Source organism: Ruegeria sp. AF3 (assembly GCF_056536285.1).
In genome coordinates this window covers 88,872-109,671 of the sequence record NZ_JBQFJM010000002.1, presented here as the reverse complement: position 1 = coordinate 109,671, position 20,800 = coordinate 88,872, and the positions used below count along the sequence as shown (strand labels likewise).

Sequence of the window (20,800 nt, the reverse complement as noted above, 5' to 3'; positions counted from 1 at the left end):
AAAATGGCAAAAGATTCACAAACACGCTTTGTTTCACCGAAAGCATGGGAACGTATCGAGCAGTGGTCCCGTCGCAAACCGGTTTTCGCTTTGATGGGTGAATTCAGCGCTGGCAAGTCCACACTGATGAACTTTTTACTGCGAACGCAAACCTTGCCGACGCAGGTTACCGCGACCCAGTTACCACCGGTCTGGTTTAGCTGGGGCAGTGAAACACCATACATCAAGCGGCATGACGGAAGCATCGAACCCATCGAACTGGATCAGCTTGAGACTGTTGGCGTCAACGACGCGCAGTTCGTTCGCATCTTCCTTGAGGCAGATATTCTGGAAGCCGTCGATCTGATTGACACCCCCGGAATTTCGGACCCCAAGATCTCGACAGATGTCTGGCAGCGGGCAGTCGGACAGGCAAACGGGGTCATTTGGTGCACCCACGCGACCCAAGCCTGGCGCGAAACCGAACGCGCAACATGGGTTTCGCTGCCGGACCGCTTGCAACACAACTCGCTGCTGTTGGTGACGCGGGCCGACGCACTAAACCTTAAGGATCGTCAAAAGGTTCTGCGCCGCGTCAATCGCGAAGCCGGACACCTCTTCAACCGATCCATTCTGTTTTCCGCCCGCGATGCGATCAATGCCCGTGACAAGACGGGCGACGCCGAAATGTGGTCGCGCAGTGGTGGCGGCAAGATGATCGACAGTTTTCTGGAAATCACAGAACAGATCATGGACAATCGCGCCGATCAGCTGGCACGGTATCAGATCGACAAAAGCCAGTCCGGCGCATTCAGGGTTCAACCGCTGCGCCCTGCCCGCAAACCAGACGACCGAGAGGCACTGGCAGACGTCACCGAAGCTACTCCTCTGCGGCTGGTCAATCCTTTGGAAAACGAACAGCGACCTGGAGCCGACGATCATAATGTCGTAACAAGTTTCCCCATCCGGCCAGCCCGTGTAGAGCGACGCCTTGACGAAGGCGAACGGGTTCGGATCAACCCAGAAGACGCTGAACGGCTGCGGGCTGAAATGGTATCAGACCCCGAGCAGATGCTCGATGAAACCGATACCAGCGACGAGTTGCGTGCTTTCTTCAAGGATACTGCGAACGATCCGCTTGAATTGAAGAATGTCGCCGGTCTGGAAGAAGACGTGGATGAGTTCGACCTGTCCGGTGAATTCGACGATGCTGATGATGCGGACGATCTGCTGGATGAAGCTCCAGATGCTGAAACGGGCGACAAGTCCGTTGATGACGTGCTGACCTCCTTAAACACGACGTTGCGGGAAGCCTCGGTCGAAGCGGATGAAATTGAAGTTTTCACGCCGGAAGTTGAATCGCGTGATGATCGGGGTATCGAAGTCTCGGTATCCTCCATTGCGGCGCTGATGGCGGCTCAGCCAGAGAACAACGCCGAGGATTACGAACCTGAGCCTGAGACAAACGGTTTAATAGAAGTCGTGGCCTCAGTCGAGGAAGAAGCCCGCAATATCAGTCACGAACCGCGCATTAATCTTCCGGAATCCGCAATCGAGTCGCCCCTTAGCGCGTCGGATATGTGGCGGGAAATCACAAACAACGAAGAGCTGCCAAAGGACGCAGACGGGCTTCAGAACGTATTCAAGGCCTTTCTTGCCGAATTTGACCAGATCGCAGTTGAATATAGTGCGAAACATTCCAAACACGCCCTGCAAGCCATTCCAAAGTCAAAAGAAAACAGCAGTGCAGAGTGGCATGTTTTGTAAGGATGCCTTAATCAAGGCGCTGAGAAAAAGGACGATAAAGAGTTAAATGTCCATTCAGGATGCATTGAACACCGCGATTGAAACAATACCCGACTGCATCGCAGCCGGGTATATCGACATGGAGACCGGCATGCTTTTGGGCAGCAGTGTCTCTGATTCCGATTGCGCTGAATCGCTGGACACTTTGGCAATCGCAGTGGCCAATCTGTTTCAGGGGCGTGGTGTCGCTGCATTTGAAGCGCTCTTGCACGAGGCCGGAAACACTGATGAGGAAAACGCCGGGTTCGGGGAAATCGCGGTGTTTTCAAAAGACCGATTGAAAATCTTTTTGCGGACCCAGGAATATCCTGATCATGTGGTCTGCTATATCTGCCGCAACAGCACAAATGTAGGACTGGCACTCACGAAATCGCATCTCAGCCTCAAGCCGGTTGCGGCCGCAGTCTGAACGGGACCAGAGGGGGTCACGGTATGATGGACACAGACATTCTCGACATGCTCGAAGATATCGGGCGGTCTTCGGTTGCGCGCCTGTCTCCGACGGTGATTGTCCCCGGTGAAACTGCAACAGCCCGTCGCGCGGCTGTACTGCGTTTCATTCGCGGAACAATATTACCCCGGCGACTGGAGCTGACCGCGGCAAACGGAAGCTGCCTGAAGATCGAAGTGAACAGCTCCCGGATCACGGATGTGTTTCAAGTACCGTCCGGGAAGATCCCAGATTTCGAAACGGAATCACGTACCGCGCTGGTCGACAAACTGGCCCAACTGGTTTCTGACATTTCAGCCGCCCCTGCCCCGCTGGAACTGATGTCTGGAAAACCCGCCTCGTCGCTGGAGGCTGATGATGTTGGTATCACCTTGAGTGAGATCGAGAATGCCTGCGCCGGAATTGAGCTTTCCTCTGAGCCCATCGTGTCTGTCGTTCCCGATGTTGAAAAATCTTCAGACAACAGCCCTGCCCCGGTAGCAGAGTCGGGCAACTCCTTGGCACAACAGTTTTTTGACGGGGCTGCACGCTTTGCCACAGGTCGTGTCCTTGTGGGCAGTATGGAAAACACTGCGCTGGCTTTCGAAGGAGCCTGCAAACCTTCCGAGGGAATGCACCCCAATCAAGAGATTTTGGCACGTTTTGTTTCGGATCTTGCTGGTTGGAACAACGACACCCGGGACGAATTCGAAGGCCCACATCTGATCGTCATACGGCCATCGGGTGGTAAGGGTGCGGGCATGGCAATTCTGAGCGATAACGAACAGATTGCTGTGGCCATCCACGATGCCCGCAAACTTGGTGCGGTCATTAATCTGTGGACATCTTTGGGGGAGGTTGAGGAATGACTACCCCTAAAGCATTCAAATTTTCGACTAATTCAATGCGTTGTTTTTTTGTAGTCAGGGTAAAGAGTAATGAGTGAAACACATCGTCGCGAGCTTATTCGCATCGCAGAAGACATGAACGGGACGAGCAATGACGAAACACGTCAGTTCATATCGCGCATCATTGGTGATCTGGGGAAACTGAAACCGTCAGTTGCCTTTGTAGGACAAATCAAAGCAGGAAAGTCGCGCTTGATCAACGGCTTCACCGGTCAGGCAGAATACCTGCCGTCGGACGTGAACCCCTGGACGACCGTGATCACCGACATGCATTTCGGGCACCCGAACGGTCGAACCGAAGGAGCCGAGTTCCATTTCTTCGACAACTATCAGTGGCAATCACTGATCGCCGAAGGCGAAGAGTTGCGCAACATGTTCCCGGATGACGAGGACAGCTACAAGCGCGAGATGATCGAAGAGCAGGTCGAAGCCATGAAGACCCGGGCGCGTCGGCGACTGGGGGACAGTTATGAACAGCTTTTGGGTCAACATCACGATCTGGATCAACTGACATCCGATGATCTGGCGCGTTACGTGTGCGCTGGGGACGACCCCGCAGAAGATGGGACAGTTGACCCCGGCAGTGATCGCGGACTTTACAGCGACATCACGCGCAAGGCCGAGGTCTATTTTGACATCGGACATTTCCCATTCCCTCTGACCGTCACCGATACGCCCGGAGTAAATGACCCCCTGCTGATCCGTGAGGAGATTTCCCGCCAGTATCTCAAAGAATCCGATTTCTTTGTGGTGGTTCTGTCAGCGCATCAGGCGTTGTCGCGTGCGGACCTGAAACTGTTCCGGCTGATGCAGGCACTGGAACTTGGACAGATCGTTGTCTTCATCAACCGTGTCGATGAATTGGGCGGCGGGGCCGAAGATGCGGCAAAGGTGCGTCTGGATGTTGTAGACGGGCTGGAAAAAGCTTTGGGTACTTCGAATATCGATGTCCTGATGGGCAGCGCACAATGGGCGCATTATGCGCTGACCGGCGATGAAACCGGTGTGAATCACGATCATATTCTGGCGTGGTTGCGGGCGCACCCGGAACAGATGCAACAATACCTGAACGGTGTGGCAGAGATCAAACAAGGACCGGGGCCCATCAGCCGTGAGGCTGTCTTGCGGTTTGCTGCTATGATCGCGTCAGGCTTGCCCGATTTACGACGCCATGTCACTCAGGCGTTGACGGAGGGGCCGATAAACGAACAGTTGCGGATGGCGTGGCAGCATCTCGACAGCTTCGCGCGTGGCGAACTGGAGCGATCCCAGGTACATCTTCGTGCCCTGCAAGATGAAGGCAGCGCGGGTGCGCGCAGCGCTGAGGACAGCGACAAGACGCTGGGCGATCTGCGCAAACTGATTGCGGACAAAACGCAGGACATTGTCAGGGACATGGACGACGTTCTGTCAAACCTGCGTGGAGTCATGGATGACACGGTGTCCGAGTCTGTCTTTGTTGTGGTGCGCGGGCCTGAAGGACAATCCCCATTGCTTGCCAAAGGTGGCGCGACCGAGTTGAATTTCTCACCACTGCGCGAACACATGCGCGAGCTGGTGCAAGGCGCCTCGCAAGTGGTTCGCCAACGCATGCTAAGCGAACTTTACGCGATCGATATGCAATGCAACGCCGCTTTGCGGGCACTGCCGGGGTGGCAGGAGCCGGTCGACAATCGCATGAACACAAGTGCGGTACGTTGGTTTCGCCCGGACACCACTGCGCTAACCCGTGGCATTACGGTTGAGCTGCGTGTAAACTGGTTGTCGCGTCTGATATCGCGCAACAGCGTTGTGACGCGGGCCGAGCGCATGATAGTGCAGGAATTCGAGTTGATTGGCGATGACCTGATCGACACAACACGCGAAAACCTGCTGGACCGGTTGAAAACCGTTCTGGATCATTACTTGGCTCTTTTGGCAGGCCATCTTGAGCACCGTTCCGGGGCGGGTGAGTTGAATGCTCAGGCGGAAGCACAAGCTGCGTTCGAGCGGGCGCGCCGTATTACCGACGAGTTGGAAAGTGTCTTTGGAACAAACAACGTGGACGAACGACAGGCAGAGGCTGCGGAATGATTGAGTTTCCCGGAACCGAACAGGAAGTGCGGCAGCTGGAGCGCTTTCTGACAGCGACAGAAAAATTGTCGTCGGACCCGAAATTGGAGGATATGCGCACGCGGGCCCTCGCCCACGCCGAGCGCCTGTCCAACGCGGTCAACATCGGTTTCGCAGGGGAGTTCGGAGCGGGCAAGTCAAGCCTTGCGAACATGCTGGCAGGGGCGGATATCCTTCCAACCGGGCCGCAGCATCTGAAGCTGCCGCTTGTCATCGTTGCCTACGCGGATACGCCCGAGACGACTGTCGGCTGGTGGAACAGGGAACCCAAGACATACTCTGGCATCGCGCTGGAAAAGGCCGCTGCGGATGAGCCGGATTTTATTTCGGTTGGATTGAACACACCTGCTCTCAAAGAGATATCGCTGTTCGATCTTCCCGGCTCTGGCGCATTGGATGATACATATAAACAGACACTGGACCTGCTGAAATTCGTCGACTGTGCCATCTGGTGCACCAATGGCACAAGCGCATGGCGCGAAACCGAACGGCATTTGTGGGCGCAGGTGCCGCCCGAGCTAAGAGCCAACAGCCTGCTGGCGGTCACACATGCTGATCTGCCCCCGGTGCAGGCCGCTCTGGATCGGGTACTGGCCCGATTGAACAAAGAGAAAGAGGGACTGTTTCGCGCTGTGGTCCCAATTGGCACGCCCGTCGCGGTGCGCGCCATGGCTCAAGAGCCGGAGCCTGATTTCGATCTTTGGGAAAACTGTGGTGGCCAGGAACTCGCGGAAAAGGTCCTTGATGCGGCGTCTGACCGGCGGCGCAGTGACCTTGACGCTGCCCGGAAGGATCTGAAGCACGAGTTTCTGCCATTCCTGGAAACATTGAAAGGGCCAGAGCCGGAACCGGCCGTCAACGATGCTGCGTCAATGCAGTCAACGCTGGGGTCTGCCCTTCCGCCACTGAACAACCCGATTCTTGAAGACTGGCTGGCAGCTATTGCCAGCATTTATGAAGATCTGCGTGACACCGCTGCCATCGAACCCGCGGCCTTTTTGCAAAGCTGCCAGGAAATCGTCGAAGATTTCGCGGAACGGTTGGACCAAGGTGGCGAAATCGATCCGGATGCTGACTGGATTCCGGCCGAGTTTGAAAAAGCGACTGACTTGTTATTGTTGCTTCAGTTTGAAAGCGGCGATGCGCCTTTGAAAGACGCAATCAACATACTTGTGCAGCTTGGTGATAACCTTGCCTGGGCTGGCAGTACTGTTGCCGCAGCACAATCCAAAACCGGGACCTAGTACTTTCCAGCAGGATTGAAGCGATTCGAAGGGCCGAAGAATCGGCCCTTTATTGTTTCGAATTCGTAGACCAACAGACCTGTTTGGGGTCATCAGTTTTCGTTTTCCCCACCCCTTTAGCCAATATGTAGTATTTGCATGTAGTAGACATACTATATATGCCATATTCAAAAAAACGATCCTTAGTGAAGCCATCAGGCGGCCCCATTAAAGTCAAATTTGAAACGTCTAACCGTTCTTAAGTGTCCTGCGGTTGTTTTTTGGTTGTGAGTTCGTGGGCTGCCGGCCCTGTTAAATAAAGCCGCAAAATGAGTAGAACGGGCGGATTGAAATGAGCCACAACCAGGCTGTCGGTGCAACGCACGACGAACCAAAGATTGAAGGACTGCAACCGGGCGCAAAGCTGTTGCGCGGTCAGTACGAGATTATCCGGTATCTCAGCAATGGCGGATTTGGGATCACCTATCTTGCGCGCGACAGCCTTGAGCGCGATGTCGTGATCAAGGAATGCTTCCCCGGTGCATTGTGCCGTCGCAACGGGGACCAGGTTGAGCCGAACGACCCGTCTTACAAAGATGATCTGCGCGCCATTATCGACCTGTTTATTCAGGAAGCCCGCAATCATGCACGTCTGGTGCACCCGAATATTGTCGACGTGCATCAAGTGTTCGAAGACAACGATACCGCCTATATCGCGATGGATCTGATCCGCGGTTGCGACCTGCTGGACTATGTTGAAAATCCGGAAAACGTCGGCGGCCCTGACTTTATAGTGCAGGTAACGGAAAAGATGCTGTCCGCGGTGTCGTTCATCCACCAAAGCGGGATGCTGCACCGAGACATTTCTCCCGACAACATCCTGATTGACGAGAACGGAAACCCGGTTCTGATCGATTTCGGTGCCGCGCGTGAGCAAGCCGCAAACAAGTCGGCCGCATTGTTGACCCTACGCGTCATAAAAGACGGGTATTCGCCGCACGAGTTTTACGTCCGTGGTGCCGAACAAGGGCCCAGCAGTGACCTCTATGTTTTGGCTGCAACCCTTTACCATGCGATCAGTGGCGAACGCCCGGTCGACGGTCAAAGCCGCCTGAATGCGTTCAACAACGGGCAGGACGACCCTTATGCACCCTTGGCGGGCCGCTTTGACGGATACCCCGATGGATTCCTCGAAGCAATCGACAAGGCAATGGAAGTGCACGCAACGGACCGTTTGCAGACAGCCTTGGATTGGCTGCGCATGTTCCGCGGACCTGGCGTGATGTTCGATACATTCGCCTATCGCCCGGTTTCTGTGATTGTCGGCATGGATCGCATGGACAAGGAAGAAGAAAAGGCGCGGATCAAGGCCGAAAGCGAAAATGCCGAAGCGGTTGTGACGGCTCTGCTCGCCGGGAACTCGGACATTGTTCGCGAAAACGAAAAAAAGAATGAACCCGAGATGGCAAAGATTTCTGCAAAAGCGGAAACACCGGTCGCAGTTGATACCGTGGTTCAGAGCGGATCCGGTGGCAGCGGCAAGATGATCGCTGGTGCAGCAGTGCTTGTGGCAGCGTTGGCTGCAGGCGGTTTCTTCGTGATGTCCGGCGACAAAGGTGAAGAACAAGCTGAGGTTACGGCGACGCTACCTGAAGCAACCACACAAACTGCCGAAGCAGAACCGCCCGCGGTGGAAGAACCCGTGGCGGAAACACCTGAACCCGAAGTCGCGGTCGCTTCAGAGCAACAACCTGAACCAGAAGAGCCTGTCGAGCAGGCGCAAGTTGAACCGGCGGAACCAACCGCCACAGAAATAGCGTCCGAATCTACCGAGACGGCCGGTGTTCAGGAGCAGCCTGCAGAACAAGAGATTGCGGCGGCTGTTGCCGAACCAGATGCTGACGTTGCTTCCGGCACTCCAGCCGAACAACAGGTATCTTTTCACCATTGGGATGTTGAAATCCCCTTCCAGACGTCCCGCCGCCGCACCGCAACAGGTGCAACTATTGCGGTTACCGGTGTGGACGCCAATCAGGACATGAGCGTTATCGGCGAATGGGTGGAAACCGGAGTTGTGATCTTTACTCTGAACGGCAACCCGGTTCGTCAGGACATCTCTTTCGCAGCGCAAGTCCTGGACAAGCTGAGCGTCGACCCAGATGGCTTTACACGGGTTGCAGCCCGCTACCGGCCGCTTGGAAAGACCCGCGCGCAGAATGGCCTGCTGGCATTGCCTGTGCTGCGTTCGGTAGGATTGGAGAACGGTTACTCGTTCACAGTCAGCAACTCGGGAAGTGAAGGGTGGCAAACAAAAGTGAGCTCGGTTCCGGCCGAGGCGACGGGTAGCCTGCGAAAAGGCGATGTTCTGTTGAGCGAAAGCCAGACCGGCATGACATTGGATGAGTCCGAAAGCATTGATGGCATGCTGGCTGCGCTGGTTTCCGACAGTCAGCCAGAGGCAAAGCTGACCGTGTTGCGCAACGGTGCTGAAGTAGCTGCGACCATGCAGCTAGCGCAGGAGTGATCTGACCGGTTCATTTTTGATCTGCCAGTGTGTGTTTACTGAGGGCGGCGTTCAGTTTGCCGCCCGGCGGGAACCGGCCCGCCGCAGAGAGTACCAGTTTCCATGTTTTCAATTGAGTGTCTCTGCGTTGTTCCACGCAGGGTTAGGTAGCAGCCCCATGGCACAAAAGGTCCGTGCCAACAATTCGAAGGTGTCGACACCATGTTCAAATACAAAAGCCCTCTGAGCCGGCTTCTCGAAGGTGCCGGCAAATCCAAAGAAGATGATGTAGCTGAAAATGCTCATGCAGCAGACAGCGCTGTGCCTGAAACGGTAAAGCAGGAGCCTATCGCGGACTTCAACGCGCTGCGCGCCGCACTGGCCGGTGGAAACATGACGTCTGACTCTTACGAAGAAACAGACGAGCTTATCCGTGAAGAGAAGATGCCGGAATTCGACGAAGTTGCGGCTGAAAACGCGGAAGAACCGGTTGAAGTGTCCATCTTCGTTGAAGATGCAATTGACGAGGACGACCAAGATACCAAGAACTTGATGGCCGACCCCGACGATGACGAAGTCTCGGACGATCATATCATCACTTTGCATGTAGCCGACGAACCTGCCGAAACACCGGATGAAGATACGCTGCCTCTGGGTGTAGCGGAAATGAGCGCGCTGGAAGCGGTGGAAGCTGAGGTTGCAGCCCCATCCGTGCAAGAACCGGCAGTGGTAGAAGAGGTTGCCGTACAGACTCAACCCACGCCTGCCGCCCCGGCCGAAGACCGTCGCTCGCGGGTCAAAACAACGTTCCTTGGGTTTGAGCGTGCGGACACGCATGTTCAGGAATTGATTGAAACATCAGAACCCGTCTCAAAAACCGAAGCCGCTCAGGAAACATTCCCGGTTGGTTGGCTGGTGGTGACGGCAGGTCCCGGACGGGGCGCCAGCATCACCCTGACCGAAGGCCTGATGCAAATCGGTCGAAACGATGACCAGGCGATCCAACTGGATTTCGGCGACACAGGTATTTCACGTTCGAACCACGCCGTTATTGCTTATGACCCCGAAGATCGAAAATGCTATCTGGGGCATGGCGGTAAGGCCAACCTTGTTCGCCTGAATGGTAAACCCGTTCTGAGCACAATCGCGCTCTCCAGCGGTGATCTGATCCGCATCAGTGAAACCTCAATCCGATTTATGGCCTTCTGCGATGAAGGTTTTGATTGGCGGGATTCCTGATAGATGCTGGCGACTCCGGCATATGATGTTGCGCTGATCCTGAACCAGGGTCAGCGGGAAACGCAGGAAGACGCGATTGCTGCGCGCATGTTCGATGCATCGGACGCGGGCTATATTGCGATCGCTGACGGTATGGGTGGCCACGAGGCGGGCGAAGTGGCTTCAGAAATGGTGATTACCGCCTGGCGGAACGCGCTGGATAGCGAGCTAGAAGCCGATACCTTAAATGAAGGAGCCGCAATTGACGCGCTGCCGTTGGCAGCCATGCAAGCGAATGCAGCGATATCCGACCATAACGAGGCACAGGGCCAGGGTTTCAACATGGGCTCCACCTTGTTGGGTGTCCTCTTTCTGGGTCAGCGTGTGTTCAGGATATCGATCGGAGACAGCCCCCTTTACCTGTTCCGCGAAGGCAGGTTGACACAGGTGAACGAAGACCACTCGATGGCCCCCGTGATCGACGCAAAACTGGCCGCGGGTGAGCTTTCGGAAGCTGAAGCACGGGGATTGGACAGAAACCAACTGACGTCGGTGATCATGGGGGGTGCCATTCCAAAAGTGGATTGCCCAGAAGACCCGCTGATCGTGTCACCCGCTGATATTCTGATCCTTGGCAGTGACGGGCTTCAGTATCTCAGCGACGCTGAGATTCAGGAAATTCTGCGTGAACACCAGCAAGATCTGGCACAGGAAATCGCCGAAGCCTTGCAACTGGCTGTGCAGGCCAAGGACGATCCCGATCAAGACAATCTGTCGATCGCAGTCGCGAAACTTACCAGAAAATAACCAGGCAAAGCAACAGGACCCATGAGAAAACACCTTATCATATCAAGCCTTGCCCTTGCCGCCGCCACCGGCGCGGCGTCAGCGCAAGAGGCATGTTCAAGCTACGAGATTCAGCGCGGCGACAGCCTGCGGGAATTGGCAATCCGAGTTTACGCGACCGAAGATTTTCGGCCAATCTACGATGCGAACCGGGATGTTATCGGCACAAACCCCAATATCATTCGTATTGGTGACGTTTTAAATCTGCCATGTCTGGAAGATGTCGGGCGCGCACCTGAGCTGCCCGACACGGAAGCCGGACGCCTGGCAGCGGAAATGGCCTCGGAACTGGTAAAAGCTGCCGAAGAACGCGCGGAAAAAGCCGTGGCCGAAGCGGAAGCGCGCGTTGCAGCGGCAGAAGCTGAGGCAAAGAAGGCGAGTGAAGATGCGGTCGTGGCTGCACGTGCCGCAGCAAAAGAAGAGATTGAGGCAGCCCGCTCGGAAGCCGCCGCACTGATCAGAAATGCTAACGCTGAAACGCGCCCTGAAATTCGTGATCGTCAGTTGCTGTTGATCACCGGCGGCAACTACGCTCCGTTTACAGACGAAGCGCTGCCCAACCGGGGGCTTTATACGCAACTGGTTGAGACAGCGATGCTGCGGGCCGCGCCAGAACAAGCGTATAAAATTCAGTTCGTGAACGATTGGTCGTCGCATCTGGATCTGTTGATGCCAACACTTGCTTTTGATGGCACTTTCCCCTGGTCGCGCCCAAATTGCGAAGATGCAGAAGCGCTGTCCGAAAGCGACCGCAACCGGTGTGAGACCTACAATTTCTCGAACCCGTTCTACGAGGTCGTGGATACATTCTTTGCTCGCGACGGATCGGGGTACGAACAAACGTTGACATATGCAGACTTTGCCGGAACAACGATCTGCCGCCCGGAAGGCTGGTCGCTGTCTCATATGGATGCGGTGAGCCTTTACGAACCCGTCATCAAGTTGCTGCGGCCCACGTCGCCCGACGACTGCTTTCACGCTGTGATGAACGGAACCGCCGATATCGTGGCAATCGAGGCGCATCTGGCCGAGGAAGCCATCGCGCGGCTTGGCTATAAACACCGGATTATCGAAAACCCCAACCTGGCGGCGATCAAGTCGCTTAATGTCATGACCCATAAAGATAATCCTGATGGGGAAGCGATCTTGGAGACGCTGAATCAGGGTCTGGCAATCATGCAGCAGTCTGGCGAATGGCGCGACATCGTTTCGACCGCCCTGCGCCATCAAATGGAAAATGGATAAGGCCATGTTTGGCCTGACAAACAAAAGTCTGGAGGAAGTGGAAATGTTTAACGAGAAGATTAAGAAACTAGTGCTGTCGGCAACCGCCATCACAGCTCTGAGCGCGGGTGCTGCCGCTGCACAGGAAGCGTGTACAAACTATACAGTGCAAGACGGCGACACGTTGGCAACCATCGCCATCGCCGCCTATGGCACCTCGAACTACCAGCCGATCTTCAACGCGAACAGGAACGCTATCACAAACCCGGGGTCTCTTAATCCTGGGCTGGTGCTGGCCCTACCCTGTGAAGACGGCAGCCTGCCGAACGGCCAAAGCGCGCAGGAAATCATCGCTGCTGAAGAAAAGCGCGCAGCCAGCGTCAAGCGCTCGAATGTCTATGCGCCGCCGATCAAGATGGTGGCGGGTAACGGATGGGAACCGTTCACAACCGAATCTCTGAACGGCGGGGGCATCATGACCCGCCTGGCAACGACCAGCCTTCAGCGGGCCGGAAACAGCCGTGAGTATTCAGTCAGCTTTGTCGACGACTGGAGTTCGCATCTGGATACACTGTTGCCGCTTGGTGCCTTTGATATTTCAATTGCATGGACCGTTCCGGATTGTACCAATCGTACATACGAATGGTCCCCGGAAACCGAAGCTCGCTGCACTCAATTCGTAGCTTCCGTCCCGGTTTACGATATCGTCGGTGGCTTCTTCACACTGCCGGAAAGCGAATACGCAAGCGCGACCAGCTTCAAGGACCTAGAAGGTTCGACTATTTGCCGTATGGCAGGCTGGAGCATGGTTGTTCTGGAAGAACAGGGACTGAACCGCGAGAACACGACTGTGGTTCAACCGAGCTCGGCCCGTGATTGCCTTGACGCTGTATTGACCGGAACCGCAGATGTTGCGGCATTCGAAGTTGATCTGTTCGCATCGACAATGAAAGACATGGGTTTGACTTCGGCTGACATCGTTGAGAACCCCTATGTGTCTACACTGTCGTCGATGAGCTTCCTTGCGCATCGCACCAACCCGTTCGCGCGCGAATACATCGCGATGATGAACAAGGGTCTGATCGAAATGCGTCAATCCGGTGAATGGTACGCGATCATCTCGGATACGCTGCGTGAGCAAAACGCAAAGTTGAACGCAGCTTCGAACTGATCCCTCGGTTCAGCTGAAACTTTGGGGCCGGTACTTGAACCGGCCCATTTTTTTTGAATTATCAGGGCGTTTCAATCGGATGCCAAAATTCGGCCATTTATCTGCTTCAGAAATGCCTCATGCGCGCAGCATCTTGGGAATGAAGTGCAATTTTCCTTCAAATGACACACCCGAGCGAGCTTGAGTTACGTATGATACAGGCTGCCTTGAAATTAAGAAACGGATCTCTGACACGGGCGTCATGGCCGGGGCTGGAGGTTGCTGTTATCTTACCGTGTTACAATGAGGCGATTGCCATTGGTGAAACTGTCAAGCAGTTCCGCGCCGCCCTGCCGGAGGCGGTAATCTACGTATTCGACAACAATTCCACGGACGGCTCAGCCAGAATGGCGCAAGACGCTGGCGCGCTGGTCTATTCTGAAACATATCAGGGTAAAGGCAACGTTGTCCGTAGGATGTTTGCTGACGTAGATGCGGATGTCTACGTTATGGCAGACGGGGATGCGACCTACGACAGTATGGCAGCACCTGACATGATTAATCTGCTGGTCTCGCAAAACCTTGATATGGTTAATGGCGCGCGTGTTAACGAGGACATTCAAGCCTATCGTAGGGGTCATAAGTTTGGAAACGCCTTGTTCAGCGGACTGGTGAAATTCTTCTTTAAAAGCAAAATCAACGACCTGCTCTCCGGCTATCGTGTTTTCAGCAGACGCTTTGTCAAAAGTTTTCCAGCGGTTTCCAACGGTTTCGAAATTGAAACTGAACTTACGGTACACGCGATGCAGATGCGCATGCCAATTGGAGAAATCGAGACCAAATACGTCGCACGGCTTCCGGATTCGAATTCCAAGCTAGCCACCTATTCCGATGGGTGGCGAATTCTCAAGATGATTGGCCTTCTGATCAAGGACGAAAAACCAATCGCTTTCTTCCTCTCTTTGGCCTTGTTGATTTTCTTACCGTCGCTTTTCGTATTCGTATCGGTTTTCCGAGAGTTTCTGGAAACGGGGTTGGTGGACCGAATTCCATCTTTGGTTGTCGCAGTATCCGGTTTTGTCGGAACCATGCTGTCGATCGTGTGCGCGCTTATCCTGGAATCCCTGGCGCTCGCCCGGCGTGAGGCGCGTCGCCTTTCTTATTTGCGGCATAAAGGTGTTGCGGTTAGCGGAGCGAACAGAATACAAGCGCCGATTGCCAGCCCAGAACCCCGGCGTGTTGGCTAAAACCCTGTCTCCAGTATTTTTAACCCTGTCTCCAGTATTTTTGTGAGCACTCGATTTCGTGTTCAACCATGGTTGAACTGCTGAGCTGTCCAGAAAATCCTGAGAACCAAAATGAAATGACCAGCACCCCAAATGCTGGTCATTCTCTGAGTGAGTGATAAGGCCCTAAGGCATCACCAGTGAAATTCTCTGTTATCCAAGGTTTAAAGCAGTCAGCGCTGTCGTGCTATTAGGGGAATCCCGTAAGTACAAACAAATTTTTTATAAAGCATTGTAAATGCAAAAAACTTTTGCCGACCCTACTTTCCGTCACAGTGTCTGCGATACAAAAAGGGACCGCACAACTGTGCCGGTCCCTTTCCATGTTTTGAACAGGCGAGGGATCACCTGTTTTGCCGTTAGCGATTAGCCGATGATTGTGTTCAACGTTGTGCTGGGCCGCATAACCGCTGCCGTTTTGGCTGGGTCCGTGTGATAGTAACCTCCCAAATCCGCAGCTTGACCTTGCGCTGCGGCCAACTCGGACAGGATTTGCGCTTCATTGGCGGCCAGATCCTTGGCCAATGATTCAAACTCGGCAGCCAGTTCCGCATCTTCGGACTGGGCGGCCAAAGCCTCAGCCCAGTAGCGTGCAAACCAATAGTGGCTGTCGCGGTTATCCGGCTGACCAACTTTGCGGCTGGGTGAGCGGTTGTTGTCCAAAATACCCTGCGTCGCTGCTTCGGCCGCCGCACCCAGAATGCCCGCTTTCTCGTTGCCTTTGCTGTCAGCAAGGAAGTTCAGCGATTCACCCAACGCACAGAACTCACCCATCGAGTCCCAGCGCAGGTGATTTTCTTCGACCAACTGCTGCACATGTTTGGGCGCCGAGCCACCGGCACCGGTTTCGAACAAACCACCGCCGTTCATCAGTTTGACAATGGAGAGCATCTTGGCCGAAGTACCCAATTCCAGGATAGGGAACAGGTCAGTCAAATAATCCCGCAGCACGTTGCCGGTGATAGCAATCGAGTCATTACCTGCTGTGATCGTCTCCAACGACTGACGGGTCGCTTCACGCGGGGCCATGATCAGGAACTTGTCGGCCACGCCAGCAGCCTCAAGCGCCGGTTTGACATATTTGATAAGCTCCGCGTCATGGGCCCGGTTTGCGTCCAACCAGAAAATCGCCTCGGAACCGGTCAGACGCTGACGGTCCATGGCCAACTGAATCCAGTTCTCGATCGGCGCTTTTTTGACAGTGCAGGCGCGCCAGATATCGCCGGCCTCGACACTATGGCTGTGCAACGTTTCGCCATTGGCCAGAACGATGCGGATTGTACCATCGGCCGGCGCCTCGAAAGTTGTCGGGTGCGAACCGTATTCCTCGGCTTTCTGAGCCATCAGGCCCACATTCGCCACGGCTCCGGCCGTGGACGGGTTCAACGCGCCGTTGGCCTTGAAGAACTTGATGGCCTCATCATAGACGGTCGCGTAGCAGCGATCAGGGATCACACAGTTGGTGTCACCTTTGGCACCCGTCTGGTCCCAGCCCTTGCCCCCGGCACGGATCACTGCAGGCATTGAGGCATCAATGATTACATCCGATGGGACATGCAGGTTCGTGATTCCGCGGTCCGAATCCACCATATACATGGATGGACGGTCCGCCTTGAGCGCGTCGATAGCCGCCATGATGTCTGCATGACCCTGCACGCGCTCCAACAGAGCGCCCAGACCTGAATTTGGGTTCACACCCAACGCATCCAGTTCCGCACCGAACTTTTCGAACACGGGGGCCAGCCAGGCTTTGACCGCATATCCAAAGATGATCGGGTCTGAAACCTTCATCATCGTGGCTTTCATATGCAGCGAGAACATGGTCCCGTCTTTTTTGGTGTCCTCAATGGCATCTGAAAGGAACGCAGACAGTGCCTTGACCGACATGAAAGTCGCGTCGGCTATGGTTCCTTCTTCCAGCGACCAGCCGTCTTTCAGAACGGTGACGTCACCATCTTTACCTACAAACTCGATTTTTGCATCGCCTGCTTGTGCTACGGTGATGGTGGCCGAAATCTCGTTTGCATAGAAATCATTGGCCGGCATGGACGAAACTTTGGTCTTGCTGTCCGACGCCCATTCGCCCATCGAATGCGGGTTGTTCTGAGCATAGTTTTTCACCGCACGCGCCGCACGGCGGTCGCTGTTCCCTTCGCGCAGAACCGGGTTAACAGCAGAACCTTTGATCGCGTCATAACGGGCGCGGATCGCCTTTTCCTCATCCGTTGCAGGTTCTGCGGGGTAGGTCGGAATGTCGTAACCCTGCGATTGCAGTTCTTCGACGGCCGCAACCAACTGTGGAACCGAGGCAGAGATATTCGGCAGCTTGATGACATTGGCATCAGGTGTCTTCACCAGATCGCCCAAATCAGCCAGATCGTCGCTTACACGCTGATCGTCGGTAAGGTTCTCGGGGAATGCTGCCAGAATACGTCCCGCCAGAGAAATATCTTTGGTGCCAACGCGGACGCCCGCAGCAGATGCGAACTTGCGGATGATGGGCAGGAACGAAGCGCTGGCCAGCTCTGGCGCTTCGTCTACAATGGTATACAATATGTCGAAGTTCGATTTATCTGCCATATTCTTTTACCTTTTTTTAGCCTTTCGGGGCGTGCGATCCAAGAGTTGCAACCACAATTGCGTGGCGTGAGAGGGGCTAAACCACGATACAGCCCCTAGGTGACTCTGTTTTGACAGGGCTTCCCTTAAATCACGTTTGACTTGGAATCAATCGCATCTGCCCGCGCGTTTTGCCACGGGTCAGATAAAGTGTCGTGTAACTCTTGGGACGGGTAAGCCTGCCCGTGGGCTGGAAGGTCGTGACTAACGATACCGTTGCCCGGTCTCTGGATCAAAAAACATCACACGATCTGGCTGTATGGCGATGCCGATCCGATCCCCGGTTCTGCTTCGTTGGTCGTCCCGTTCCTCAATGATCAGCTTATCACCATTTGGCGTCCGTAGATATGAATAGGAAACGCCGCCCAAGGCTTCGGTCAGGTCCACGGTGCAAGTATCGGCCGAACGGTCAACCTGAATATGTTCGGGCCGCATGCCCAATGTCACTTTGGTCCGACCCGAGGGGATAGTTGCAGAAACGGGCAACGGCTTGCCTAGCGCTGGATGGGAGACATGGCCATCCCCATAGTCACATTCCAGAAAGTTCATTGCTGGCGAACCGATGAAACCTGCGACAAACCGGTTGTCGGGATCGCGGTACAAATCCATCGGAGCCCCGACCTGTTCGATACGACCATCCCGCAGCACGACGATCTTGTCGGCCATGGTCATGGCTTCGACCTGATCATGGGTTACGTAAATCATAGTCGCACCGATTTCCTGATGAAGGCGCGCGATCTCAACACGCATTTCCACGCGCAACTCGGCGTCCAGATTGGACAAGGGTTCGTCAAACAGGAAAACGTCGGGGCCCCGAACGATGGCACGGCCAATAGCAACCCGCTGCCGTTGCCCACCAGACAGAGCCTTGGGTTTGCGTTTGAGATACTGGTCAAGTTTCAGAATGTTCGAGGCTTCCTGCACTTTTCTGGTGATCTCGGCCTTTGGGACACCGTTCATGCGCAGCCCAAAGCCCATATTTTCCGCCACGGTCATATGCGGATAAAGCGCATAGGTCTGGAAGACCATCGCCACACCGCGTTTGGCCGGGTCCATATGGGTTACGTCCCGCGCTCCTATGTGGATCTTGCCTTCCGACGTTTCTTCCAAACCTGCGATCATCCGTAGCAATGTGGATTTGCCACATCCCGAAGGGCCAACGAAAACACAGAACTCACCATCTTCGATCTGCAAGTCGATGCCGTGAATGACTTGCGTCTGGCCGTACCGCTTTATTGCTTGGTTCAGGGTTACACCTGTCATGTCGCTTGCATCCTGTCATTGCCGAGGTCTGGTCGCGTTTCAGGGAAACGCCATGCCTGCGCCTCGATGCTGATTTGTTCAGCCACCCGCCGCACACGAGGCACCCATGCCTCGAGTTGTTCAAAATCCATTCGCTGGGTCGAGCCGGTTACTGAGATCGCGCCCAGGACACGGCCGTTTGTTGTAAGAACAGGGCAGGCGACGCAAATAATTCCGGGTTCATGTTCTTCGTCATCAACGGCAAAACCCTTGCTGCGAATTCGATCAAGATCCGTACGCAGGTCATTGTCGGACGTCAGGGTCTTGTCGGTAAAGCGATGAAAACTCTGCTGCGAAATTGCCCGGTTAAGGTCACTTTCATTCAGAAAGGCAAGCATCGCCTTGCCGACACCCGTGCAATAGGCCGGGCCCACCTTACCCGCCTGAGAATACATCTCGATCGGTTGCGCCGCGTTGCGTTTGTCTACGTATAGAACCTGACCAGCATCGAGCTGCGCCAAATGCACAGTCTCTCCAGTTTCCTGGCTTAGAATATCGAGGAACGGACGTGCGATAGGGGCCAGTGAGCTTTGGGTCCAGGCTGCATGCGCAAGCCGTACCAAACGCATACCCGGCGCGTAGGTTTGGCGCTCGGGGTCGTAACATAGCATTCCCTGATTGGTTAATGATTGCAAAAACCGATACAATGTTGCTTTCGGAAAATCGCTGCCGTCCAGCAACTCCGAAAATCGCACAGGGCGCTGAAATGCGGCGACCTGATCCAGCACGTCACATGCTTTGCCAATAGTTCCGTCACCTGACACGGGCGTCCATTCTCCTCCGCTTGCCCATCGCAGTTCGCACGAGGGTCTTGACAAGACTAACCGAGTCGATGTGTAGTTTTCAATATATAAAACATAGTTTCATTATTTGGAACTTGTGTGGAAACAACAGGGAGGAAACCATGTATTCCACTTTCAAGCGCACAACCGCTGCGCTGGCACTTGGCGTTGCTATGGCGGCACCGGCGGCTGCTGACCTGACCGGAGAGCTTCGGATATTCCTGGACACGTCAAACCCGGCCCCGCGCGCAACGATGGAAGCGATGATCGAGCGGTTTGCAGCGCAGCACCCCGGCCTAGAGATCGAAACCACGGTTATCGACCGCGAAGCGTATAAGACCCAGATCCGCAACTTTCTGACGGCTGACACACCTGACGTGGCCACTTGGTACGCCGCCAACCGTATGAAACCATATGTTGAGGCCGGTCTGTTCGAAGACGTCTCGGATCTTTGGGCGGAACCTGAAATTGCTGAAAACCTGGCATCAACCAAAGGCGCGATGACCATCGATGGCAAACAATGGGGCGTCCCCTACACTTACTACCAGTGGGGCGTTTACTATCGTAAAGATATCTTTGACGAATTAGGCCTCAGCGAACCGACCACTTGGGAAGAAGAGCTGGCAAATTGCCAGAAGATCGTCGATTCAGGCCGTGCTTGCTATACCATCGGGACCAAGTTCCTGTGGACCGCTGGCGGTTGGTTTGACTACCTGAACATGCGCACCAACGGGTTCGACTTCCACAATCAACTGGCCAACGGCGAAATCAGCTGGGAAGATGACCGGGTCAAGCAGACCTTTACAAACTGGAAGCAGTTGATCGACATGGGGGCTTTCATTGACAACCATCAGACCTATAGCTGGCAGGAGGCTTTGCCGTTCATGGTTAACGGAGAAGCCGCTGCGTATCTGATGGGAAATTTTGCAGTCGCGCCTTTGCGTGAAGCAGGGCTTACCGATGATCAGCTGGATTTCTACCAATTCGTTTCAATCAACCCTGATGTCGAATTGGCTGAAGACGCGCCGACCGATACGTTCCACATCCCGGCGAATGCATCGAACAAAGAAGCCGCACGAGAGTTCCTGCGCTTTGTTGTCTCGTCGGATGAACAGACCGAGATCAACAACGGATCGAACCTCGGTCAGTTGCCGGTGAACGCGCAATCCTCAGTAGACGATGACAAATTCCTGCAGCAGGGCTTTTCGATGCTCTCGACCAACAGCCCCGGCGGAGTGGCTCAGTTCTGGGACCGCGACGCACCGGCTGAAATGGCCAAAGTGTCAATGGAAGGTTTCCAGGAATTCATGGTTAAACCAGACAATGCTGACCGTATTCTGGCCAAGCTGGAACGCGCGCGAGAGCGTATCTACGACAACTAATCAGGCTTGGGCCGGGCTCGAGCCCGGCCT

At 54.8% G+C, this 20,800-nt stretch carries 15 protein-coding genes; 12 read left to right on the top strand and 3 right to left on the bottom strand.

Annotation, left to right across the window (positions count from 1 at the left end):
• The first annotated feature begins 3 nt into the window (after positions 1-3).
• From ACR3FC_RS17185 to ACR3FC_RS17135, 11 genes are all read left to right on the top strand, one after another.
• Entirely contained in the window at positions 4-1,746 is a 1,743-nt protein-coding gene (locus ACR3FC_RS17185) for a dynamin family protein (RefSeq protein ID WP_480477138.1), read from the top strand.
• 46 nt (positions 1,747-1,792) lie between these two features.
• Positions 1,793-2,194, top strand: a complete 402-nt coding sequence (locus ACR3FC_RS17180) for a hypothetical protein (protein ID WP_480477136.1) — start codon at positions 1,793-1,795, stop codon at positions 2,192-2,194.
• 23 nt (positions 2,195-2,217) lie between these two features.
• Positions 2,218-3,084 (top strand): hypothetical protein, encoded by an 867-nt coding sequence (locus ACR3FC_RS17175; protein WP_480477134.1) that lies wholly within the window; start codon positions 2,218-2,220, stop codon positions 3,082-3,084.
• A 69-nt stretch (positions 3,085-3,153) separates the two neighbouring features.
• Positions 3,154-5,196, top strand: a complete 2,043-nt coding sequence (locus ACR3FC_RS17170; protein WP_480477132.1) for a dynamin family protein — start codon at positions 3,154-3,156, stop codon at positions 5,194-5,196.
• Complete coding sequence (locus tag ACR3FC_RS17165) at positions 5,193-6,479, top strand: dynamin family protein (protein WP_480477130.1); 1,287 nt, start codon at positions 5,193-5,195, stop codon at positions 6,477-6,479. The genes ACR3FC_RS17170 and ACR3FC_RS17165 overlap by 4 nt, the downstream gene beginning before the upstream one ends.
• 331 nt (positions 6,480-6,810) lie before the next feature.
• Positions 6,811-8,982, top strand: a complete 2,172-nt coding sequence (locus ACR3FC_RS17160) for a serine/threonine-protein kinase (RefSeq protein WP_480477128.1) — start codon at positions 6,811-6,813, stop codon at positions 8,980-8,982.
• Between the two features lie 201 nt (positions 8,983-9,183).
• A complete protein-coding gene (locus ACR3FC_RS17155) occupies positions 9,184-10,200 on the top strand; it encodes an FHA domain-containing protein (protein WP_480477126.1) in 1,017 nt (338 codons plus the stop codon).
• A 3-nt stretch (positions 10,201-10,203) separates the two neighbouring features.
• Complete coding sequence (locus ACR3FC_RS17150) at positions 10,204-10,986, top strand: PP2C family protein-serine/threonine phosphatase (RefSeq protein ID WP_480477124.1); 783 nt, start codon at positions 10,204-10,206, stop codon at positions 10,984-10,986.
• A gap of 21 nt (positions 10,987-11,007) precedes the next feature.
• Positions 11,008-12,270, top strand: coding sequence for a type 2 periplasmic-binding domain-containing protein (locus tag ACR3FC_RS17145; protein WP_480477122.1), 1,263 nt, complete (start codon positions 11,008-11,010; stop codon positions 12,268-12,270).
• Between the two features lie 4 nt (positions 12,271-12,274).
• Positions 12,275-13,420, top strand: a complete 1,146-nt coding sequence (locus ACR3FC_RS17140; protein ID WP_480477120.1) for a peptidoglycan-binding protein LysM — start codon at positions 12,275-12,277, stop codon at positions 13,418-13,420.
• A gap of 191 nt (positions 13,421-13,611) precedes the next feature.
• On the top strand, positions 13,612-14,646 hold the full coding sequence (locus ACR3FC_RS17135) for a glycosyltransferase family 2 protein (RefSeq protein WP_480477118.1): 1,035 nt from the start codon (positions 13,612-13,614) through the stop codon (positions 14,644-14,646).
• A gap of 405 nt (positions 14,647-15,051) precedes the next feature.
• Here the strand turns inward: ACR3FC_RS17135 and ACR3FC_RS17130 are convergent, their stop codons facing one another.
• The 3 genes from ACR3FC_RS17130 to ACR3FC_RS17120 form a co-directional block, all read right to left on the bottom strand.
• Positions 15,052-17,265 carry an NADP-dependent isocitrate dehydrogenase gene (locus tag ACR3FC_RS17130; RefSeq protein WP_480477116.1) on the bottom strand — a complete coding sequence of 738 codons (2,214 nt, stop codon included), beginning with the start codon at positions 17,263-17,265 and terminating at the stop codon, positions 15,052-15,054.
• A 243-nt stretch (positions 17,266-17,508) separates the two neighbouring features.
• Positions 17,509-18,567, bottom strand: a complete 1,059-nt coding sequence (locus ACR3FC_RS17125; RefSeq protein WP_480477114.1) for an ABC transporter ATP-binding protein — start codon at positions 18,565-18,567, stop codon at positions 17,509-17,511.
• Positions 18,564-19,370 carry an IclR family transcriptional regulator gene (locus ACR3FC_RS17120; RefSeq protein WP_480478193.1) on the bottom strand — a complete coding sequence of 269 codons (807 nt, stop codon included), beginning with the start codon at positions 19,368-19,370 and terminating at the stop codon, positions 18,564-18,566. The genes ACR3FC_RS17125 and ACR3FC_RS17120 overlap by 4 nt, the downstream gene beginning before the upstream one ends.
• A 140-nt stretch (positions 19,371-19,510) precedes the next feature.
• Between ACR3FC_RS17120 and ACR3FC_RS17115 the strand changes: the two genes are divergently transcribed.
• Positions 19,511-20,770 carry an ABC transporter substrate-binding protein gene (locus ACR3FC_RS17115; RefSeq protein WP_480477112.1) on the top strand — a complete coding sequence of 420 codons (1,260 nt, stop codon included), beginning with the start codon at positions 19,511-19,513 and terminating at the stop codon, positions 20,768-20,770.
• Positions 20,771-20,800 lie beyond the last annotated feature (30 nt).